Source organism: Aureibaculum algae, assembly GCF_006065315.1.
GTDB lineage: Bacteria > Bacteroidota > Bacteroidia > Flavobacteriales > Flavobacteriaceae > Aureibaculum > Aureibaculum algae.
Window position 1 is genome coordinate 133,347 of the sequence record NZ_CP040749.1, and the last position, 20,277, is coordinate 153,623.

Here is a 20,277-nt window from a genome sequence, read left to right on the forward strand (position 1 = left end):
TTGAATTTCTCAAATCATTACTTTTCAATACAATTAATTTATTTTTATTTACTAATTATTTAGCAGCATCGTAACGTCTTTCAACCTCATTCCAGTTGATTACATTAAAAAATGCATTGATATAATCAGGTCTTCTGTTTTGATAATTTAAGTAATAAGCATGTTCCCAAACATCAATACCTAAAATTGGAGTACCACCACAACTTACATCTGGCATCAATGGGTTATCTTGATTTGGTGTTGAACAGATTTCAACCTTACCACCTTTATGAACACACAACCAAGCCCATCCTGAACCAAAACGTGTTGCAGCAGCTTTTGCAAAAGCATCTTTAAAAGTATCAACAGTTCCATACGTAGATTCGATAGCATCTTTTAAAGGACCTGATAAACGACCTTTACCTTCAGGATTCATAACCTCCCAGTACAAACTATGATTATAAAAACCACCGCCATTATTTCTAACAGCTGCATTACTCATATCTAAATTTGTTAAAATATCTTCAATAGATTTTCCTTCTAAGTCAGTGCCTTTAATTGCATTGTTTAGATTGTTTGTATATCCTGCATGATGCTTAGTGTAATGTATTTCCATTGTACGGGCATCAATATTTGGTTCTAACGCATCATATGCGTATGGTAATTTTGGTAATTCAAAAGCCATGATTTTATATTTTTTTATGATTAAACTCTGTTTGTGAATTGAATTTTCAATTCTGAAATCCAAATATAAAAATTTTGAGACTAATAGTCGGTTGAATCGTATAGAATGTTTTTATTTAACGATAGATTAAGATTATGTTCATTTTTACTGAACTCTTAATTGTTGCAGTGCTTTATTCACGGAGTTATAAGTAATATGTTGGTTGTTTAAAGAGTTTACAAGCATCAATTTCTCATCTTTGGTTGCCTCCAATTGATTTAAAATATTATTCAAGTGCATTTTCATGTGCCCTTTCTGAATGCCAGTAGTGGTTAACGCTTTTAAGGCTGCAAAATTTTGAGCCAAACCTGCAACGGCAACAATCATCATTAATTCTTTAGCAGAAGGGTTTTGCAATAAGTTTAAAGATAGTTTTGATAATGGATGCAAATTGGTTAATCCTCCAACGGTACCTAATGCTAATGGAATTTCTATCCAAAATTTAAAAACACCATCATTGATTGTACACTGGCTTAGACTTTTATATTTGCCACTTTTTGCAGCATAAGCATGCACACCTGCTTCAACAGCTCTAAAGTCATTTCCAGTAGCGATAACAACGGCATCAATACCATTCATAATTCCTTTGTTATGTGTAACTGCTCTATAAGGTTCAACTTGGGCAATTTGTAATGCCTGATAGAATTTTTTGGCAAACTCCATCCCGTTTTCACCTAAATCGTCAATGTCACAGCTTACTTCAGCTTTGACCAAACAATCTGGAATATAATTTGACAAAATACTCATCACTATTTCTACATCATCTTTTCTAAAAGTATTGGCAATCGTTTCTAAGCAAGAATTAATAAAATTGGCTCCCATACTATCTTTTGTTTCGAAAGTAACATGGAGTTGGTAATAATGATCTAAATCAGATGTTTTATCTCTAAGTTCAATATCTAAAATTCCACCACCGCGTTTACGCATGTTTTTTGTGATGGATTCCGTAGCTTTTAACAATGTTGGTTTTAGGGAATTGAAATATGTTTCTAAATTTAAATACGCACCAGCATACATAAAATGTACTTGGCCTATTTTTGTGGTTGACAACACTTCAGCTTTAAATCCACCTCTTTTGCTCCAAAACTTTGCCACTAATGATGCTGCTGCTACAACTGAGCTCTCTTCAATGACCATAGGTATAACATAGGCCTTATTGTTTATTGTAAAATTGGGGGCTACTGCGAAGGGTAAATAGTAATTTGAGATGGAATTCTCGATGAATTCATCATGAAGTTGTTGTAATTTCTTATTTGGATTGAGGTATTGGTTTAAAACAGAATGTGAATCTGGAAAGTCAGTTAAAAAATTATTTATAAGCCAGGTTGTTTTTTCTTCTTTATCGAGTTTAGAAAACCCCGTTATGGTCTTAGACATCTATAATTTGCATTTAGTTCTGTGGTAAAGATACTATTCAAACTTAAATTATCAATTTTTTTAGACCAATTTTCGACTTAATTTCCGTAAACTTGAAACACTTTTTAAAAAATGACTACATTTATCAAAATTTAAAAAAAACCATCAATTTATGTCAAGTACATCCCTGAAACAACCGCATCAAAAAGAATTATTTGGTCACCCAATTGGACTTTACGTTCTGTTTTTTACGGAAATGTGGGAACGTTTTTCTTATTACGGAATGCGAGCCATTTTGGTGTTATATTTAATAACACAAACGACTGAAAAAAATGCAGGATTAGGTTGGACAAATGGAGAAGCTTTAGCTCTTTATGGATGGTATACTATGTTAGTTTATGTTGCCTCAATACCTGGTGGAATAATAGCTGACAGGCTTCTTGGCCAAAAGAAGTCAGTTATTGTTGGAGCCATTCTTTTAGTAATAGGTCATAGTATTTTGGCAATAGAAGAAATGTGGGCGTTTTATACAGGTTTAGCTTTTATTATTGCAGGTGTAGGAATGCTAAAACCTAACATTTCTACAATGGTAGGTGGGCTATATAAAAAAGGTGATATTAGAAGAGATAAAGGATTTACCATTTTTTATATTGGAATTAACGTCGGAGCCTTTTTGTCCAGTTTAATTGTTGGATATGTAGGTGAAAGTATTGGTTGGCATTATGGTTTTGGATTAGCGGGTGTTTGTATGTTATTAGGTTTAATTCAATTTGTTTTAGGTCAAAAATATTTAAAGGGAGTAGGTAATCATTTAGGAAGATCTAAAAATGCCGAAGAGCAAGAAGCGTATAGAAGGCCACTAAACAAAATTGAAAAAGATAGAGTGATTGTTTTAATACTATCATTTTTAATGGTAATTGTATTTTTTGGTGCATTTGAGCAGGCTGGTGGATTAATGAATATTTATGCGAAGGATTATACAAACAGAATGATTATGGGTTGGGAAGTTCCAGCTTCATGGTTTCAATCTTTAAATGCATTTTTTATTATAACTTTAGGAACTATTGTTGCTGCTTTTTGGGCTAAGCGAAAATTAAAAGGTAAAGAAGCTTCTTCTCTTTTTAAAATGATTATGGGACTTATTATTATGGGAACTGGATTTCTTTTTATGACCGCAGCAACAGCTCAATATCAATCTTCAGGTTCATCTGCTATGTATTGGTTAGTGTTAGCTTATTTATTTCATACAATTGGAGAGCTCAGCTTATCGCCAGTTTCTCTTTCATTTGTTACCAAGTTAGCTCCGGCAAAATATGCATCTTTAATGATGGGTTTATACTTTGCCACAACTGGTTTTGGAAATAAGTTAGCAGGTATTCTTGGAGAGTCAGCATCTCAATTTGGAGAATACACAATTTTCACGGGAATCGCCATTTTTTGCATTTTATTTGGACTATTAATTTTTGTTTTTCTTAAAAAATTAAAGGCCCTTACGCACGGTGCTGAAGATGATGAACATGAAATGTCAAATGAAGAGTTGTTAAACTAATTAAAAATATACCCAAATAACAATTAATTATGAACACTGATGTTGAAAATCTATTTAAGGATAAAGTATTAGGGCACCCTGCTGGATTATTTGTACTTTTTTTTACTGAAATGTGGGAGCGTTTTTCATTTTATGGAATGCGTATCTTATTAGTTTTGTTTTTAACAGCTCCAATTTTAAATGATAATCCGGGTTGGGAGTGGCCCAGAGAACATGCTTTAGCATTAATTGGAACCTACGCTTCACTTTTATATCTAACACCGATTGTTGGTGGCTATGTAGCAGATAAAATTACAGGATATAGGATGGCAGTGGTCTTAGGATGTATAATTATGACGTTAGGTCATGCGTCTATGGCTATAGAAACTACTTCTACTTTTTATTTAGGTTTAGCATTACTAGTTATAGGTACAGGATTTTTTAAACCAAATATCACATCTATAATTTCAGAAATGTATAGAGGCAAGGAGTCTAAAAAAGATGGTGCTTACACTATTTTTTATATGGGTGTAAATGCTGGTGCTTTTTTTGGAATGATGCTTTGTGGCTATTTAGCTGAAAATTATGGGTGGTCTTGGGGCTTTGGATTGGCAGGTATTTTTATGATGTTAGGAATGCTTCAATTCTTATTAGCAGGAAGTTTATTTGGGAGTATTGGAGGAAAACCTTCTGGTGTGCATGAAGTAGAATTACCTCAAAACATTAATGAAGAGAGTGCAGAAGAAAGAAAGGAAGCTATAGAAGTTGAAAAATTAAACCCCTTTACTGTTTTTGATTATATTTTAATAGTACTATCATCAGTTGGTGGACTTTTATATTTGTTTAATGATCCCTTAGAAAAAATTGGAGATATAAATTTAGTTCCTTTTGAATTTATGGGAGTAAGTGGTACAAATGTGGTTATTTTATCCGCATTAGCATTGTTTTTATTATTATTAGTCACAAGAATATCAAGATATTTACCTTTAGTAAGGGACCGAATTGTTGCAGTATCTATCTTTGGATTATTTACCGTATTTTTCTTTTCATTTTTTGAGCAATCTTTAGGTTCAATGACACTATTTGCTAGAGATTATACAGACAGAACATTGGTTGGCAATTCGGCTTCAATTTTTAAAGTTGTAGATGCCTTATTAACAACAGTTCCATTAATGATTATTACTTGGGTGTTGTTTTTATTAGCTAAAAAGACATTTTCAAGAATTGGATTATCAAATGTCATATTAGGCGTTGCATTTGCAGGTTTATGGTATTTAGTCATTATTAGATTAATAGATAAATTTTCAGGTGAAGGAACAGAAATTGATGCTACTTGGTTCGGTATTTTAAATTCATTCTTCATAATTACATTAGCACCTATTTTTTCAAAATGGTGGGAAAGTAAATACAACCCGAGTGCTGCAATGAAGTATGGAATTGGTTTAATTCTATTAGGTTTAGGCTTTGCTATTTTATCTTATGGTGCATCAGATATTCCATCAGGAGCAAAAACAGCATCGGTTAGCATTATTTTTCTGATTCTTGCGTATTTATTTCATACTATGGGAGAGTTGTGTATTTCTCCCGTAGGATTATCTTATTTAAGTAAACTAGTACCACCTAGAATGATTGGTTTTATGTTTGGTGTTTGGTATTTGGCTATTGCTGTAGGTCAAAAAGCAGCTGGAACGATGGGAGGAATGATTGATAAAATATCTGAAGAATACTCCATGGGAGCATTTTTTTTAATTTTCACATTGATTCCAATTGGTGTCGGGTTTCTTGCAATACTGTTAAATCCAATTCTTAAAAAACTAATGCACGGAATTCGATAAAATAAACAATTGAATATACCGTTTTGTAATTTAGGCATATTATTTGCGTCTTATTTATCAAAATATAAAAAATTAGCATGAAAAAAATTGTATTACTATTAGCAGTTTTAGCTTACTCCTTTAATGGAATGGCACAAGAAAAAGGTGAAATTAATTGGATGACTATTGAAGAAGCTGTTGCCGCTCAAGAAAAAGAACCACGTAAAATTATGATGGATATGTACACTACATGGTGTGGTCCTTGTAAAATGTTAGATAAAAATACGTTTCAAAATAAAGATGTTGCCGCTTATGTTAATGAAAACTATTATGCTGTAAAATTTAATGCTGAAGGTGGTGAAACAATTATTTTTAAAGATAAAGAATACGGAAATCCCGCATACAATGCCTCTAAAAAAGGAAGAAATAGTCAACATCAATTTGCACAGCATTTAAGAGTGCAAGCCTATCCAACAATAGTTTTTTTAGATGAAAAAGCAGAGTTATTAGCTCCAGTTACGGGTTATCACGCACCAAATCAGTTAGAAATTTTCTTAAAATTGTTTGCCACTGATAAACATAAAGATGTGACTACAAAAGAGCAGTGGGAAGCTTATCAAAAAGACTTTAACGCTGAGTTTAAGGTAGAATAAACGTTATACTTAATGCTTCAATAAGGGAAGGGAACTTACTACACATTTATCCCAAAAAATTGACTTACTTTGCAACACCTTAAAAATGTGATGTGAACTACCTATCTGTTGAAAATATTTCTAAATCTTACGGCGAGCGAGTGCTCTTTGAAGATATTTCTTTTGGTATTAATAAAGACCAAAAAATTGCCTTTGTCGCCAAAAATGGTACAGGTAAAACTTCCATTTTAAATATTATAACAGGTAATGATACTCCAGACACTGGTCAAGTAGTCTCTAGAAAAGATTTACGAATTGCCTATTTATCTCAAACTGATGAACTCAATGAGGAGCAAACCATAGAAGAAGCTATTTTTAGTTCTGATAATCCTATTTTAAAGGTAATTCATCAATATGAAAATGCATTGAAGAATCCCGATGATTCGGAAGCCTATCAAAAAGCATTTGACTTGATGGACCAACATCAAGCATGGGACTTTGAAACCCAATACAATCAAATCTTATTCAAATTAAAGCTAGAAGATTTAAGTATTAAAGTCAGTAATTTATCGGGTGGACAAAGAAAAAGACTCTCATTAGCCATAATATTGATTAGCAAGCCTGATTTATTGATCTTAGATGAGCCTACAAACCATTTAGACTTGGAGATGATAGAGTGGTTAGAAAACTACTTTAAAAAGGAAAAAATCACCTTATTTATGGTAACGCATGATAGGTATTTTCTAGAACGCGTTTGTAATGAAATTATAGAGTTAGACGAAGGTCAACTTTACACATATAAAGGTAATTATTCTTATTATTTAGAAAAAAAAGAAGAACGTATTGCTATTGAGCAAACTACCGTTGGTAAAGCCAAAAACCTGTTTAAAAAGGAATTAGACTGGATGCGTCGTCAACCTAAGGCAAGAACAACCAAGTCTAAATCGAGAATTGACGACTTTTATCAAATAAAAGAAAAAGCCAGTCAACGACGAAATGATCACAAAGTTCAGTTGGAAATCAGCATGGAGCGTTTAGGGAGTAAGATTTTGGAATTACATAATATTTCTAAAGCTTTTGATGACAAAGTTGTTTTAGACAAGTTTGAATATGTTTTTAAACGAGGAGAACGCATTGGTATTATTGGAAAGAATGGTACTGGTAAATCTACCTTTTTAAATATGATAACTGGTAAAATGCCAGTAGATTCTGGTAAAGTTATTCTAGGTGAAACGGTAAAATTTGGCTACTATACCCAATCGGGAATTCATGTTAAAGAAGGCCAAAAAGTAATTGAGGTCATTAAAGAATTTGGTGAATACATTCCGCTTGCAAAAGGACAGAAAATATCTGCTGGTGGTCTATTAGAACGTTTTTTATTCGACAGAAAGAAACAATACGATTTTGTTGAAAAACTATCTGGAGGAGAGTTAAAAAGACTCTACTTGTGTACTGTTTTAATTCAAAATCCTAATTTTTTAATTTTAGATGAACCTACCAATGATTTAGATGTATTGACTCTAAATGTCTTAGAAAGCTTTTTATTAGATTACCCTGGAAATTTATTAGTGGTTTCACACGATAGGTATTTTATGGATAAAATAGTAGATCACTTATTTGTTTTCGAAGAGGATGGTTTAATTACTGATTTTCCGGGTAATTATTCTGACTATAGAACATATGAAGATTCACAACCAAATACTGCTTCGGCGGTTGTAGTTACAGATAAAAGTACTTCGGCTAATGATAATATAAAAGCCACGTCAACTAGTAAGGAAACGTTATCGTATAACGAAAAACAAGAATTTCGAAAATTAGAAAAGGATATTTCAAAATTAGAAAAACAAAAAGAGGCGATTGAATTACAATTTTTGAACAATGAGGTAGAAAGTGATAAAATTGATGAAGTTTCTCAACAATTACAGCAAATTATTGACAGTATAGCTTCTAAAGAAGAACGTTGGTTAGAAATTTCTATGAAGATGGAATAGTAACAATCTCATCCTCTTGTAGTAATTCTAAATTGTTAAAACGTAATAATAATTGGGCTACGGCGAGCGTATCTCGCTCGCAATATTTAACAATCCGATCTAAATCATGTTCCTCATAAAAAACGTTAGCTACTTGGCTGCCGTCAATATCTTGCTTTGGTGATGGAATTCCTAAAATATTAGTTAATAAATTTAATGAAGTATAGTGTTTGTAATCGCCAAACTTCCATAATTCCAAAGTGTCTAAATGAGCAACTTCCCATGGTTTTTTACCAAATAAATTTAGTTTTGAAGGTAGAGGTACACTGTTGATAATCATACGACGTGCTATGTACGGAAAGTCAAATTCTTTGCCGTTATGTGCACACAGTAAGTGATGATCTTTATTGAAATGGTTATCTAATAGCTGTTTAAAATCAATTAAAAGTTGTTTTTCATCTCCTGAAAAAGAAGTAAGTCTAAAGTTTCTATTTCCGTCTAAATCGACAAAATACCCAACAGAAATGCAGATTATTTTTCCAAATTCGGCCCAAATTCCTGCCCGGTCGTAAAAATCTTCAACAGAAATTTCATTTTTACGCTGATATTCTGTCTTTTTAGCAAATAATTCTTTTTTTAGATCAGAAAGCTCGGCAAAAGTAGCTACTTCTGGAACCGTTTCTATATCCAGGAATAAGATATTCTCTAATTTTATTTTATTGAGCATTTTTTAGAATTGACAACTAACATTCATAAATATAGTCAATTTAAAGCAAAAAAAGTGAACTAATTAAAGTTCACTTTTAAAAATCAGGTTGTTGGGTTGCGTTATTTGACAACCAATTTGCGAATTGAAGTACTTCCTTTTTCAAATACTTTGAGTATATAAACACCAGAATCAAATTTAGATACATTCAATTCTTTGCCTCTTAGGGTAATATTTAGCACCTCTTTCCCTAAAATGTTGAAAAGTTGAACTTTTTTGTCGGCATTATTAAACGTGTGTATATATAATTTTCCATTAACAACAGGGTTAGGGAAAATTTTGAAATCCTTAATTTCTTTTGTTTTTTGAACAGCACTATTTTGTGATGATTCGTTATCATCAGCAATTTGCCCATAGAAACAAGTAGTTACCAATAATAATATTAAAAAAAAGTAATTTTTTTTCATACGTATTTAATTATTTTCGGCAAATTTGGTTGATTGCACTTAAATTCAATTAAGTGATTCAAAATTAGATAAATATTGTGTACATTTCAGTTAAATAATACAATTGTGAATAACTTTTGTGGTTGCAGTAAAATGCATCCGTTATAACTTGTATTATTTATAAACATAACACCTACGAATACAGGACTTTAGCATTTAATTCAAAGCTTAATGTTAACTTAATATTACCAAGTTAAAAGATTGTTAAGTTTATAAAATTATTTTTAATCCTTAATTTTGAGGGAATTTAACATGTAAAATGAAGAAAAAAAATATAAAAGTACTGTTGGTTGATGATGAACCTGATGTATTAGAGATAGTGGGTTATAATTTGAAAAATGAAGGTTATCAAATATTTACAGCGACCAACGGGCTGGAAGCCATAGAAAAAGCAAGAGAGATTATTCCACATTTAATTCTATTAGATGTTATGATGCCAAAAATGGATGGTGTAGAGGCCTGTCAAAAAATCAGAAAAATAGATAAGCTACAAGACGTTATTGTCGCTTTTTTTACAGCAAGAGGTGAAGATTACTCGCAACTTGCAGGTTTCGATGCTGGTGCCGATGACTATATTACCAAACCCGTAAAACCAAAAGTTTTAGTGAGCAAGGTAAATTCTCTTTTAAGACGTGTAAGGCATAACGAAGAAGGAGTAAATACTATAATGACAATTGGAGACATTATCATTAATCGTGAAGAGTATTTTGTTCAAAAAGATAATACTAAAATAATATTGCCACGTAAAGAGTTTGAATTGATGGCATTATTGGCTTCTAAACCAAATAAAGTTTTTGAACGCGATGTTATTTTGAAAAATGTTTGGGGTAATGATGTAATTGTTGGAGGTAGAACTATAGATGTTCATATTAGAAGACTCAGAGAAAAAGTGGGTGAAAAGTATTTTAAAACAGTTAAAGGGGTTGGCTATAAATTTTCTACAAATTGAAGTTGAAAAAAACATATAAATTCGCTTTTAAGTCTTCATTATACATTACGGTTTTTGCGTTTTCGGTGGCATTAATACTTACGTATGCATTAACACATCATGTGAATTATAATCTCGCGTTATTAACAGCACTTTCTATTTTTATTTTTTCATTTGTTGTAATTCAATATAGGGTAGAGTATTTTATTTATAATAGAATTAAAAACATTTATGATGATGTTTCTGTGTCTAAAATTGAAAATTTAGATAGAGGAAGTGTTACTACCAATATGGAAACACTTTCTAAACAGGTAAAAAAATTTGCAGAAGATAAACTCTTAGAAATTGAAATGCTTGAGATAAGAGAAGAATATAGACGAGAGTTTTTAGGTAATGTATCACATGAATTAAAAACACCCTTATTTACTGTGCAAGGCTATCTGTTAACCTTGTCAGGTGGTGCTATAAATGATAAATTAATTAGAGATAAATATTTAAATAGAGCTAATATTGGATTAGAAAGATTGGTGAGTATCGTTGAGGATTTAGATATGATAAATCAACTAGAATCGGGTAATTTAAATTTATCATTAAAACAGTTTGATATTGTCAAATTAATTCGAAATGTGTTTGAATTACTGGATTTTCAGGCTAAAAAACGCAATATTACATTGCAATTTGATAAAGTTTATGATACCCCTATTTTGATTCAGGGAGATAGAAAAAGAATAGAACAAGTAGTCATCAATTTAATTGAAAATTCCATTAAATATGGTAAGATGAAGAGTCAGAATACGGTAAGTATTAAAAATTATTCCGATTCTCAATTTATTGTCCATATGAAAGATGAAGGAGAAGGCATTCCTGAACGTAATCTATCAAGAATATTTGAGCGTTTTTATAGAATTGAACAAAGTAGATCTAGAGAACAAGGAGGCTCAGGATTAGGTTTGTCTATTGTAAAGCATATTATTGAAGCACATCATCAAAAAGTATTTGCAAAAAGTGAAGTAGGTAAAGGCTCCACCTTTTCATTTACGCTAGAAAAGTTTAAATAGAGTGGAGGGTATTGTTTCCGATGCACAAATATTTTTTAGTCCATTAAAATCAGTGACGCTATTAAGCATTTCGATTTTAAAATCTTCTTGTTTTGCATAGGGAGCTAAATTTAATTCAGCCATTCTTTCTGCTAAGTATTCTTGTTCATGTTGCCCTGGCGTAGGAATAAAAAAGGCTTTCTTATCTAATTTTGTTAAATCTAAGATAGTCGTATATCCTGATCTTGCTAAAACCACTTCACTTTCGTTTATAGCCTGCTGTAATTCGATGCTGAGCATAAAGTTAACCATAGTTATGTTTTCTGCAATTTGAGGTAATTTAACAGCGTTAAAAACACCTCTTACAAACAGTACTTTTTTTGGATAGTTTTTAAGTTCATAAATGAGGCGTTTTTCTAAAATGCCTCGTTGTGGTTCAGCACCAGATAAAAGAATCAATAGATCATATTTTATATGAGAAGGTTTTTTTTCAAACCGACTTATTGGGCCAATAAATTTGATATTTAATTTACTATTTTTTGTAGAAGATAAGTTACCTGAAAGATGCGAGTCTACACGGTCAGGAACCCAACATTCATCAAACTTGGCTATAATATTTTGATGTATTTTGGAGGTTATTAAAGTTGTACTACCTGAAAGTACATTAATTTGATGTGAAATATAAATAGATGGAATTTCTGATAAACGAACTCCAAATCTATTGTCAGAAATAATACCAGATAACCCTTCCTTTTTATGAATTTTTTGAGTTGCTTTTTGTTCAGATAAACTGGCTTTTATAACACTGGGACTTCCTAACAGTAGTTGTAGTTTTTGAAAATTACTTTTGCTGTATGTAATATTATAACTTTGTAATTCGTAAAATTTTAATTCGGGATATTCCTTTTGAAGCAATGTTAAAGCTGCACCATCACTGGCAATGATAGGTGTGAAATTTCTTTCAATTAAAGCATTAATAATTGGAATACAGCGACTTGCATGACCTAAGCCCCAATTTAAGGGTGCAACCAAAATTTTTTTTGAATGTTTTAGTGGCATAGGGCATAAGCTGATTATAGATAATTCAATAAAATAGAAATGTCACTATGAACATATTCTTAGAGTCTTATCCAATAAAAGACAGATGTTAAACAAAAATAAAATTTCTAATAAAAAATGAATTTATCGTTATTTTGATTTTAAATAATTAAATCAAGTCGAACCCAATATCTTTTCTATAATTCATGTCTTCAAAATGAATCTTATTTATACTATCATATGATTTTTTCAGAGTTTCTTCAATTGTATCTCCTAAAGATGTTACAGCCATAACTCTTCCTCCATTGGTAATGGTTTTACCATTTTTAGTTGTTGTACCCGCATGAAAAACAATAGATTCAGTTACGTTTTCTAACCCAGTTATTTCTTTGCCTTTTTCATATGCTTCAGGATAACCACCTGCAACTAACATTACTGTTGTTGCTGTTTGTGATTTTAAAGAAAATGATTTTTCGTGCAAATTTTGGTTTGCTACACCTTCAAATAATTCTAAAAGATCAGATTCTAACCTTGGTAAAACTACTTCTGTTTCTGGGTCACCCATTCTAACATTATATTCAACCACAAAAGGATCACCTTTAATATTCATTAAACCGATAAATATGAAACCGCGATAATCAATTCCGTCTTTTTGAAGTCCATTTATGGTAGGTTTCACAACGCGTTCTTCAACTTTATTTAAAAAGTCATCACTTGCAAAAGGAACAGGTGAAATAGCACCCATACCACCAGTATTCAAACCTGTGTCTCCTTCTCCAATTCGTTTATAATCTTTAGCTGAGGGCAGTACTTTATAACTTTTTCCGTCAGTCAATACAAAAACAGATAATTCAATTCCGTCTAAAAATTCTTCAATAACAACTGTATTAGAGGCTTCACCAAACTTTTGATTGGTTAGCATATCAGCAAGTTCCGATTTTGCTTCTTCTAATGAATTTAAAATTAGTACGCCTTTACCGCCGGCCAATCCATCCGCTTTTAAAACGTATGGAGGACTTAAAGTTTCTAAGAAACATTTACCATCTTCTAAATTATCTTTGGTGAAAGATTTATATTTAGCAGTAGGAATACCGTGTTTTTCCATGAATATTTTAGAGAAGTCTTTACTTCCCTCGAGCATAGCCCCGTCCTTTTTAGGACCAATTACAGGTATATCTTTTAAGTCAACATCAGCTAAGAAAAAATCGTGAACTCCAGCGACTAAAGGAGCTTCTGGACCTACAATTACCATATGAATAGCTTCGGCTAAAACCAATCTTTTTACAGCATTAAAATCGGTCGGATCTATAGCAATATTTTTTGCGATAGAGTCAGTACCCGCATTACCTGGTGCAACAAAAAGCTGATTTATTTTTTTACTCTCTGAAAGTTTTAAGGCAAAAGCATGTTCTCTTCCGCCGGAACCTAAAATTAAAATGTTCATTTTTTTTTTTATTTTTTAATATGCCATTTGTAAAAGTACTGAAATACTGAAATAGTATGATAGGTAAACAGCTTAAAGTTTTTTAAAGATTTCTTTTTTAATACGTGAATAATCTCAACATCAGGATTATATAATTTTTTCATGCCCTGTTGGTCCATTTTTTTGCAAATATCAACATCTTCCATGTATAAAAAGTATCTTTCATCAAATCCTTTCAGATCAACAAAGGCGTCTGTCTTAAATAAGAGAAAACAACCGTGTATAAAATCGGGATTAAAAGCTTGAGATAAATCTCTGTCTCTGTATTCCCCTTTTTTGATGATTTGAGGAAAAAAAGCCTTTAAAAATGGTAATCTTCTTACCGATAATTCAGAAATTGTTGGATATCTTCTACTCGTATATTGATGCTCTCCATTTGGAAAAATTGCTTTTGGTGCGATTAGGGCTAATTTATCATTTTTTTTAAAATTGTTGATGAGCTCCGGAATTAATGTTGATTTAAAAACCACATCGGGATTTAATACTAAATGATAGGTTGAGTAATTTTTAATTTTGTCAAGAATTCTATTATGTCCTTTCCCAAATCCAATATTTTCTCCTACAAATAGATATTCAATATCAGGATCTTTAAATTTATCTTTTAATACGTCTGTTTTTGAGTTATCTACTAAAAATAGTTTTTTTGAAAACGGCGTAGCTAAAAAACTAGCAATAGTTTTAGACAGTTCATCAAAATTTTCTTCGTACAAAACAATAGTAGCCGTAATTACTTTATTATTTAATATGCTTTTGTCTGCCATTACATTTTATTAATATGCTTTTTCTTCGCCTTTAAAAACATTTAATATTGTTTGTATTATTATTTTTATATCAAGTAAAAATGACCAATTTTCAATATAGAAAATATCTAGTCTAATTCTATTTTTTATATCTGATTTTTTTCGTACCTCACCTCTATATCCACTAACTTGAGCTAAGCCAGTAATACCTGGTTTAACAGAAAATCGTTGAACATAACTGTCTATTTCCTTTTGATATGCTAATGATAAACTGCTCATATGAGGTCTTGGTCCAACGACACTCATCTCACCTTTTAACACATTGAAAAATTGAGGAAGTTCGTCGATACTAGTTTTTCTTAAAAAAAAACCGCTACGTGTTACCCGAGCATCATTTTTAGTAGCATGAATTTTATCAGACAAATTATTTATCTTCATTGACCTAAATTTATAACAAACAAATTGCTCTCCTTCCTTGCCTTCTCTTTCTTGTTTGAAAAATAATGGTCCTTTAGATTCTAATTTTACTATTATCCATAACAGTGGTGTTAACCAAGACATGACTAAAATAATAATTAAAAAAGAAAAAATAATATCAAAAGTTCTTTTTATATACCGATTATCAAGAATTTCGAAGGGTAATTTCTTAACATTTAAAACGAGTAGATTATCATAATATTCAGCTCCTAAACTTTTGCTGTACAATTCATTAGAGTCTGGAATTAATTTGATGATAATATTATTTCTAGCAGCAAATTTGGTAAACTCTTTGACGTCATCCCTATTTAGGTTAGAAAGTGTACAGTAAATCTGATCAATATTATTAGTGAGTATATAATTGAAGCTATCATTTAACTTGCCTAAATAAGCTTCCTTTTTATAATATTTATCCGAAAAAAAACCTATAAATCGATATCCTAAACTTGATTTTTTATTGAATAATTCAATTACCCTTTTAGAGGTGTCGTCATATCCAATAATTACAATCCTTCTATAATTTTTACCACTTAATCGATATTTTTTTAGGGTATAAAATGAAATAAGTTTAAATAAGCTTATGCTTCCAATGATTGTTGAAAGGACTAACAGTTGATTATGAACAACGACGCCTTCTTTAAAAACACCGAAATAGGTAAAATAGCCCAAAAAGAATAAGGCAAACTGAATAAATAGTAACTTAAACACTCTAAATGTCTTGGTAAAACGAAAGACTTGGTAAAAGTTAGTGTTGAAGGCAATAATTAGCCAAAAAAGAATGATATATGTAAGAAAATAAGGATTGAAAAATTCAGGGTCAGATATATAGAAAACTACTCCAATGATAATGAGTATATCAATCAAGACGAATAGAGGCCTTATTAAATATGAATATCTATATTTTCTTAATGGCATTATTTATTTTCGAATTTTTTTATTTGTTTTTTTATATTAGATATAAATATTTCTTCACTAAATTTTTTTGCATGATTTCTAATCCAAATCGGATTAAAGTTTTGATGCTCCTTTTCAAAAAATTTTATAGTTTCTTCTATTGCTTCTATTTTTTGATTGTCAAAAAACAGACCTGATGATTCTTTTATATTATTACGGTTTTCTATAATGGTTTCTAATGCTCCTCCTTTTTTATATGCTATTACCGGAATTCCATATGCCATTACCTCTAACGGAATCATTCCAAAATCTTCTTCTCCAGGAAATAATAATGCTTTTGATCGTGCGAAGAAGTATTCAATTTCTTCCCAAGCGAGATTTCCCTTAAATGTTATATTTTTATTAGCTTTTTTTTCCAACTTTAACTTTTCAGACCCGTCACCAATAATTACTAATTGTTTTCCATTTTTGTTAAAAACATCAATCAGTAAATCTATTCTCTTATAAGGTGTTATAGCACCAAAACTTAAAAATATATCTTTTTCAGTGTCTGTAGGTAATGGTTTTGTAAATAAAACATCGGCAATCGGAGGATAAACTACTTCAGAATCCTTTTGATAGTATTTTTTTACACGATTAGCTACGTTTTTCGAATTTGACAAATACAAATTTACGTTATCTATTGTTGATTTATCATAGTTTTTAAGCCTATTAAGAAAAAAACTCAATAATGGTCTAAGTATCGGACTTACTGCGTTAACATAGGTTTCTTTATGGCTCCAACAATAACGCATTGGAGAGTGAATGTAACATATATGAGGTGTGTTGTTGCCGATATGAATACCTTTAGCGGGTCCTGATTCAGAAGAAATTATTAAGTCATATTTTCTTTTAAGTTTTAGAGATTTAATACCCAAAGGGTACAAGGGAAATACTTTTTGATATCGTTTTTTTAAAAAAGGAATGTTTAAGATGGAGGTATATATGGTTTGATTAACTAAAGAATTACCATATTTATTTTTATCGTAAAATAAAGTATATATATCAGCGTCTGGATAAATTTTTAAAAGTGATTCTACCACTTTTTCACCACCTCGGCGTGTAACAAACCAATAATGTATTATGGCTACTTTCATTAGCTGATTTCATCAATTTTTCTGTATGTACTTTGGGTATAAAAAAGCAAAGAAAAGAAGACAAAAAAGACTAACCCAACTTGTCTTTGTAAGTACGATTCTGTTAAACTTGAAATCATAAAAACAATTAAAAACCACCTAAAATAATAATTATTTGACGTAAATGCAGTTTTAATAAGGCTTCCTAATATTATTAAATAGATACAAATACCAACAATACCATATCTCAATACTATCTCTAAGTAATCATTATGTGCGTTATGTTTATTAATATATGACTCACTCATTATTGGTCTTTCTTTTTGTAATAATTCGATACCGCCATCGGCTCCCACACCCCAAATGACATTGGATGAAATTACCTTAACAACACTTTTCCAATTTACTTCTCTAACTGGATCTTTTTTTGAAATAATTTTTTGTGCTCGATAAACTATATTTTCAGAACCTCTAATTCGCTTCTGATCATCAAGATGTTTCAATAAAAGAAAAGAAGAAATTATCCCTATAATCACTAGAATAGAACCAAATAATTTAGTCTTTTTTGAATTTTCACTGCATAAAAATTGAACTATAAAAAATAAAATTAAAATTAAAATAGCCATAATGCCAGATAACAAAAACAAAGATAAAATTAAAATAGCCATTAGTGAATATCTTATAATAATGTTACTTCTTTTTCTAAAGGGAATTTTTATTTTATAGCTGCATATTATTAGAAAAACAACTAATAAAGCCAAATATGGTACATGGATTTCATAAATACTGTTTCTTATAAAATTTTCTCTAATAACATTACTCCAATCCATACTTTCAAATATTGATTTTCTAATAATATTAAAATAAGAATTAATTAAGTTCAATAGTACGGCAATAAGAAGACCTGAATAGGCAATTTTTATTTCAATTTCGTTGATTTTATTTTTTAGATTAACAAAAGTAATGGGTACTATAAGAAATAGGATATTACTTGTAACTACCTTTATTGCTAACTCCTTATTATTTGAATAGTAAATTGAAATAGACTGTACTATAAAAAAAAGCAAGTAAAAAAGATAAACTTTTTTATTACTGATGTACGTTAAAAAATAATCCTTTTTAAAATAAATAAAAGAGTATAAGAATAGAGCGGCCAATGAAATGCTATTAAAAGCAAAAGAAAATGGCAAACTAAATGCAACTAAAAAAAGTAACAACATTAATCCTATGCTACTTTTATTTTGATCTAAAATATCCTTCATAGCGTCCTTTAAAACCTTCTTTAAAGTATAAAAACATGAACCTGTTAAAAAAAACTAAGCCTTTTAGCATTCCAATAATATAGATAAATAAATAATATAAAATTGCCCTTTTGCCAAAATTGTGCTTTTTCAAGAAATACCCTCTTCCTTTTCCATACTGATAACTTCTAATAGTTGTTTTCAGATTGTATTTTTTTACAGGGTTAGGGTGAAATATATAAAATTGTGGACAATAATTAAACGATAGACCTTCTTTAATTAATCTCAAAATAAAATCAGGCCCTTCATCTGACCAATACGGTGAATTTGGAGAGCCAACTCCCATGTCAGGGTCAAATAAAACATTTTTTATTTTATTTTTTCTAACGATAATTCCAAATTCCACAACTGTTTTTAGAATGTTTTTTCTTTGAATAGGTTGAGATTTTGAAGACATCAATATTGAAATAGCCTTTCCATCAAATCGGTCTTTTGAAGTAGTGACAATTCCATCAAAACTATTATTTTTAAAATAGGTATAAATATCTTCCAAAAAAGTAATATTAAATTCACAATCATCATCTGGAAATGATAATAATTCTCCTTTGGCTTGTTTAATACCTATATTTCTGGCGTTAGAAGCACCTTTAATATCAGATTTAATATGTTTTAAAGATAATAACTCAAAATACTTCCTAAGGTTTTCATCTAAAATAGCTTCTTCATTTTGATCAATTAATAAAACCTCAAAATCTTTAAATGATTGATTTGTTAGAGAATCTAACATTAATAAAGGTTCTTTTATTCTATTTAAAGTAGAGATTATGATTGATAATTTCATTTATAAAGATTCTTTATTTAACTCTAATGATCCTATAGAAACAGCAAGTCCTATATATAACCAAAAGTATTGTGAATGGTAAATAAATCCAGAAAGTTGAGAATCAATTAAAATCAAAATAAAACTTTCAATTGCTGCTTTAAAAAGTGGCCTAATATTTTTATCTACTTTTTTAATTTTAACATGTAGTTTTATAAAGATATTGTACAATAGAATTAAAAAAGGAATTGCTCCTAATAATCCAAAGTTAACAAGTAAATTAATTATAAAATCATAGGTTGGAAAAACACCCCAACCCAATCCTAAAATTGGATAATCTAAAAAATAGAAGACACCATAGTGAACTGTTTTAAATCGTTCTATTCCCGAATATGTTCCAGAAATATTAATTAAATATTTAATTGAAAATATAAAAAAGGTCAATACCAATATCGAATAGAGACTAACCAAAAAATATTTACTTTTAAGTGTAAATAACCGCATACTATTTTTTAATAATAAACCAATTATAATAAAAAAACCTAATACTCCTGTTGTAGTTATTGCTAACGGTAACGTGATAATTGATAATAAGTACATTCTTTTATGAAAAGTTTTGTCAAAAATAAAGGTTTTATTTTGTTGTGAAAACCAATAAAAGTAGGGGGTTGTTGGAATTAATATCTGGGCAAAATAAGATGCTTCCATAGTAACACTTGACATTCTAGGATACCCATTAAAAGATTCAATCCCGAGTTTATTCATCCCAATTTGATTAAAAAATTGAGGATAAGGAATTCCTAAAAAATATGTTAAGTCTCCAAACCATCCCCAAAAAATCATAAACGTTATACCAGCTAATAATAACTTTAAAACCTTTTTTATGTCTGATATTGTCTTATAAGTATCACTTACAACAATGACAACTAGCAGTCCAATTAAAAAATAGATGGTTTGTGTTACCCACTGCATACTTGGATATAGAGCTTCTTCTTTAGCCCAATAGATACTTTCTTTATACCTATCTAGAACCATATATTTTCCATCAATTATGTAAGGCATTATTTGTGAAAATATTGCAATAAAACCTATCACAATTAACCAATTAATTATGTTTTTTTTACTTTTTGAAATCGTAAATTTTGATTGCAAAGATTTATTTATAAAATAAGATATAGCTGCAAAAACAAATAAAATGAAAGGTAAATTTATTGCTGTAGAATCATGCGTAGAAAATACCACTGTAGCATTAAAAGGAATAAAAAAGACAAAAGCGTCTATATATTTAA

The 20,277-nt window shown here is 30.1% G+C and carries 18 protein-coding genes; 6 read left to right on the top strand and 12 right to left on the bottom strand.

Translation table 11 applies throughout. The features are described 5' to 3' along the window. Nucleotides 1-55: 55 nt before the first annotated feature. The gene (locus FF125_RS00530) at nucleotides 56-664 is read right to left on the bottom strand and encodes a superoxide dismutase (RefSeq protein WP_138952347.1); all 609 of its coding nucleotides are present in this window, start codon (nucleotides 662-664) and stop codon (nucleotides 56-58) included. A 144-nt stretch (nucleotides 665-808) separates the two neighbouring features. Beyond that, nucleotides 809-2,080 carry a hydroxymethylglutaryl-CoA reductase, degradative gene (locus tag FF125_RS00535; protein ID WP_138947952.1) on the bottom strand — a complete coding sequence of 424 codons (1,272 nt, stop codon included), beginning with the start codon at nucleotides 2,078-2,080 and terminating at the stop codon, nucleotides 809-811. A 151-nt stretch (nucleotides 2,081-2,231) separates the two neighbouring features. On the opposite strand from FF125_RS00535, the gene FF125_RS00540 reads away from it, so the two are divergent. The 4 genes from FF125_RS00540 to FF125_RS00555 all read left to right on the top strand — a co-directional run bounded on the left by FF125_RS00540 (nucleotide 2,232) and on the right by FF125_RS00555 (nucleotide 8,024). Then, on the top strand, nucleotides 2,232-3,608 hold the full coding sequence (locus FF125_RS00540; protein ID WP_138947953.1) for a peptide MFS transporter: 1,377 nt from the start codon (nucleotides 2,232-2,234) through the stop codon (nucleotides 3,606-3,608). Between the two features lie 29 nt (nucleotides 3,609-3,637). Next, nucleotides 3,638-5,422 carry a peptide MFS transporter gene (locus tag FF125_RS00545; protein ID WP_138947954.1) on the top strand — a complete coding sequence of 595 codons (1,785 nt, stop codon included), beginning with the start codon at nucleotides 3,638-3,640 and terminating at the stop codon, nucleotides 5,420-5,422. A gap of 77 nt (nucleotides 5,423-5,499) precedes the next feature. Then, nucleotides 5,500-6,054 (top strand): thioredoxin family protein, encoded by a 555-nt coding sequence (locus FF125_RS00550; protein WP_138947955.1) that lies wholly within the window; start codon nucleotides 5,500-5,502, stop codon nucleotides 6,052-6,054. A 92-nt stretch (nucleotides 6,055-6,146) separates the two neighbouring features. Further along, entirely contained in the window at nucleotides 6,147-8,024 is a 1,878-nt protein-coding gene (locus tag FF125_RS00555) for an ABC-F family ATP-binding cassette domain-containing protein (RefSeq protein WP_138947956.1), read from the top strand. On the opposite strand, the gene FF125_RS00560 is transcribed toward FF125_RS00555, so the two are convergent. Next, the gene (locus FF125_RS00560; protein ID WP_117883829.1) at nucleotides 8,008-8,730 is read right to left on the bottom strand and encodes a 3'-5' exonuclease; all 723 of its coding nucleotides are present in this window, start codon (nucleotides 8,728-8,730) and stop codon (nucleotides 8,008-8,010) included. The genes FF125_RS00555 and FF125_RS00560 overlap by 17 nt on opposite strands. 101 nt (nucleotides 8,731-8,831) lie before the next feature. Continuing rightward, on the bottom strand, nucleotides 8,832-9,176 hold the full coding sequence (locus tag FF125_RS00565) for a T9SS type A sorting domain-containing protein (RefSeq protein WP_138947957.1): 345 nt from the start codon (nucleotides 9,174-9,176) through the stop codon (nucleotides 8,832-8,834). A gap of 298 nt (nucleotides 9,177-9,474) precedes the next feature. Between FF125_RS00565 and FF125_RS00570 the strand changes: the two genes are divergently transcribed. Both FF125_RS00570 and FF125_RS00575 read left to right on the top strand, forming a co-directional pair. Then, on the top strand, nucleotides 9,475-10,164 hold the full coding sequence (locus FF125_RS00570; RefSeq protein WP_117883831.1) for a response regulator transcription factor: 690 nt from the start codon (nucleotides 9,475-9,477) through the stop codon (nucleotides 10,162-10,164). Nucleotides 10,165-10,166: 2 nt separating this feature from the next. After that, entirely contained in the window at nucleotides 10,167-11,201 is a 1,035-nt protein-coding gene (locus FF125_RS00575; RefSeq protein WP_317129654.1) for a sensor histidine kinase, read from the top strand. Here FF125_RS00575 and FF125_RS00580 read toward each other — a convergent pair. The 8 genes from FF125_RS00580 to FF125_RS00615 form a co-directional block, all read right to left on the bottom strand. Beyond that, complete coding sequence (locus FF125_RS00580; protein ID WP_138947959.1) at nucleotides 11,184-12,239, bottom strand: glycosyltransferase; 1,056 nt, start codon at nucleotides 12,237-12,239, stop codon at nucleotides 11,184-11,186. The genes FF125_RS00575 and FF125_RS00580 overlap by 18 nt on opposite strands. A 148-nt stretch (nucleotides 12,240-12,387) precedes the next feature. Next, on the bottom strand, nucleotides 12,388-13,662 hold the full coding sequence (purD, locus tag FF125_RS00585) for a phosphoribosylamine--glycine ligase (RefSeq protein WP_138947960.1): 1,275 nt from the start codon (nucleotides 13,660-13,662) through the stop codon (nucleotides 12,388-12,390). 8 nt (nucleotides 13,663-13,670) lie between these two features. Further along, nucleotides 13,671-14,462 carry a glycosyltransferase gene (locus tag FF125_RS00590; protein ID WP_138947961.1) on the bottom strand — a complete coding sequence of 264 codons (792 nt, stop codon included), beginning with the start codon at nucleotides 14,460-14,462 and terminating at the stop codon, nucleotides 13,671-13,673. 9 nt (nucleotides 14,463-14,471) lie between these two features. Beyond that, nucleotides 14,472-15,833, bottom strand: coding sequence for an undecaprenyl-phosphate glucose phosphotransferase (locus FF125_RS00595; RefSeq protein WP_138947962.1), 1,362 nt, complete (start codon nucleotides 15,831-15,833; stop codon nucleotides 14,472-14,474). Continuing rightward, nucleotides 15,833-16,948, bottom strand: a complete 1,116-nt coding sequence (locus tag FF125_RS00600; RefSeq protein WP_138947963.1) for a glycosyltransferase — start codon at nucleotides 16,946-16,948, stop codon at nucleotides 15,833-15,835. The genes FF125_RS00595 and FF125_RS00600 overlap by 1 nt, the downstream gene beginning before the upstream one ends. Further along, nucleotides 16,948-18,189 carry an O-antigen ligase family protein gene (locus tag FF125_RS00605; protein ID WP_138947964.1) on the bottom strand — a complete coding sequence of 414 codons (1,242 nt, stop codon included), beginning with the start codon at nucleotides 18,187-18,189 and terminating at the stop codon, nucleotides 16,948-16,950. The genes FF125_RS00600 and FF125_RS00605 overlap by 1 nt, the downstream gene beginning before the upstream one ends. Continuing rightward, on the bottom strand, nucleotides 18,164-19,009 hold the full coding sequence (locus tag FF125_RS00610) for a glycosyltransferase family 2 protein (RefSeq protein ID WP_138947965.1): 846 nt from the start codon (nucleotides 19,007-19,009) through the stop codon (nucleotides 18,164-18,166). Before FF125_RS00610 ends, FF125_RS00605 begins: the two co-directional genes overlap by 26 nt. Next, a complete protein-coding gene (locus FF125_RS00615) occupies nucleotides 19,010-20,050 on the bottom strand; it encodes a hypothetical protein (protein ID WP_175418840.1) in 1,041 nt (346 codons plus the stop codon). Nucleotides 20,051-20,277: the final 227 nt, after the last annotated feature.

Coding starts and splice junctions, on each gene's coding strand:
- FF125_RS00530 (WP_138952347.1), bottom strand. CDS start 664: ATGGCTTTTGAATTACCAAAATTACCATACGCATATGATGCGTTAGAA.
- FF125_RS00535 (WP_138947952.1), bottom strand. CDS start 2,080: ATGTCTAAGACCATAACGGGGTTTTCTAAACTCGATAAAGAAGAAAAA.
- FF125_RS00540 (WP_138947953.1), top strand. CDS start 2,232: ATGTCAAGTACATCCCTGAAACAACCGCATCAAAAAGAATTATTTGGT.
- FF125_RS00545 (WP_138947954.1), top strand. CDS start 3,638: ATGAACACTGATGTTGAAAATCTATTTAAGGATAAAGTATTAGGGCAC.
- FF125_RS00550 (WP_138947955.1), top strand. CDS start 5,500: ATGAAAAAAATTGTATTACTATTAGCAGTTTTAGCTTACTCCTTTAAT.
- FF125_RS00560 (WP_117883829.1), bottom strand. CDS start 8,730: ATGCTCAATAAAATAAAATTAGAGAATATCTTATTCCTGGATATAGAA.
- FF125_RS00565 (WP_138947957.1), bottom strand. CDS start 9,176: ATGAAAAAAAATTACTTTTTTTTAATATTATTATTGGTAACTACTTGT.
- FF125_RS00570 (WP_117883831.1), top strand. CDS start 9,475: ATGAAGAAAAAAAATATAAAAGTACTGTTGGTTGATGATGAACCTGAT.
- FF125_RS00580 (WP_138947959.1), bottom strand. CDS start 12,239: ATGCCACTAAAACATTCAAAAAAAATTTTGGTTGCACCCTTAAATTGG.
- purD (WP_138947960.1), bottom strand. CDS start 13,662: ATGAACATTTTAATTTTAGGTTCCGGCGGAAGAGAACATGCTTTTGCC.
- FF125_RS00590 (WP_138947961.1), bottom strand. CDS start 14,462: ATGGCAGACAAAAGCATATTAAATAATAAAGTAATTACGGCTACTATT.
- FF125_RS00595 (WP_138947962.1), bottom strand. CDS start 15,833: ATGCCATTAAGAAAATATAGATATTCATATTTAATAAGGCCTCTATTC.
- FF125_RS00600 (WP_138947963.1), bottom strand. CDS start 16,948: ATGAAAGTAGCCATAATACATTATTGGTTTGTTACACGCCGAGGTGGT.
- FF125_RS00605 (WP_138947964.1), bottom strand. CDS start 18,189: ATGAAGGATATTTTAGATCAAAATAAAAGTAGCATAGGATTAATGTTG.
- FF125_RS00610 (WP_138947965.1), bottom strand. CDS start 19,009: ATGAAATTATCAATCATAATCTCTACTTTAAATAGAATAAAAGAACCT.
- FF125_RS00615 (WP_175418840.1), bottom strand. CDS start 20,050: ATGCCTTACATAATTGATGGAAAATATATGGTTCTAGATAGGTATAAA.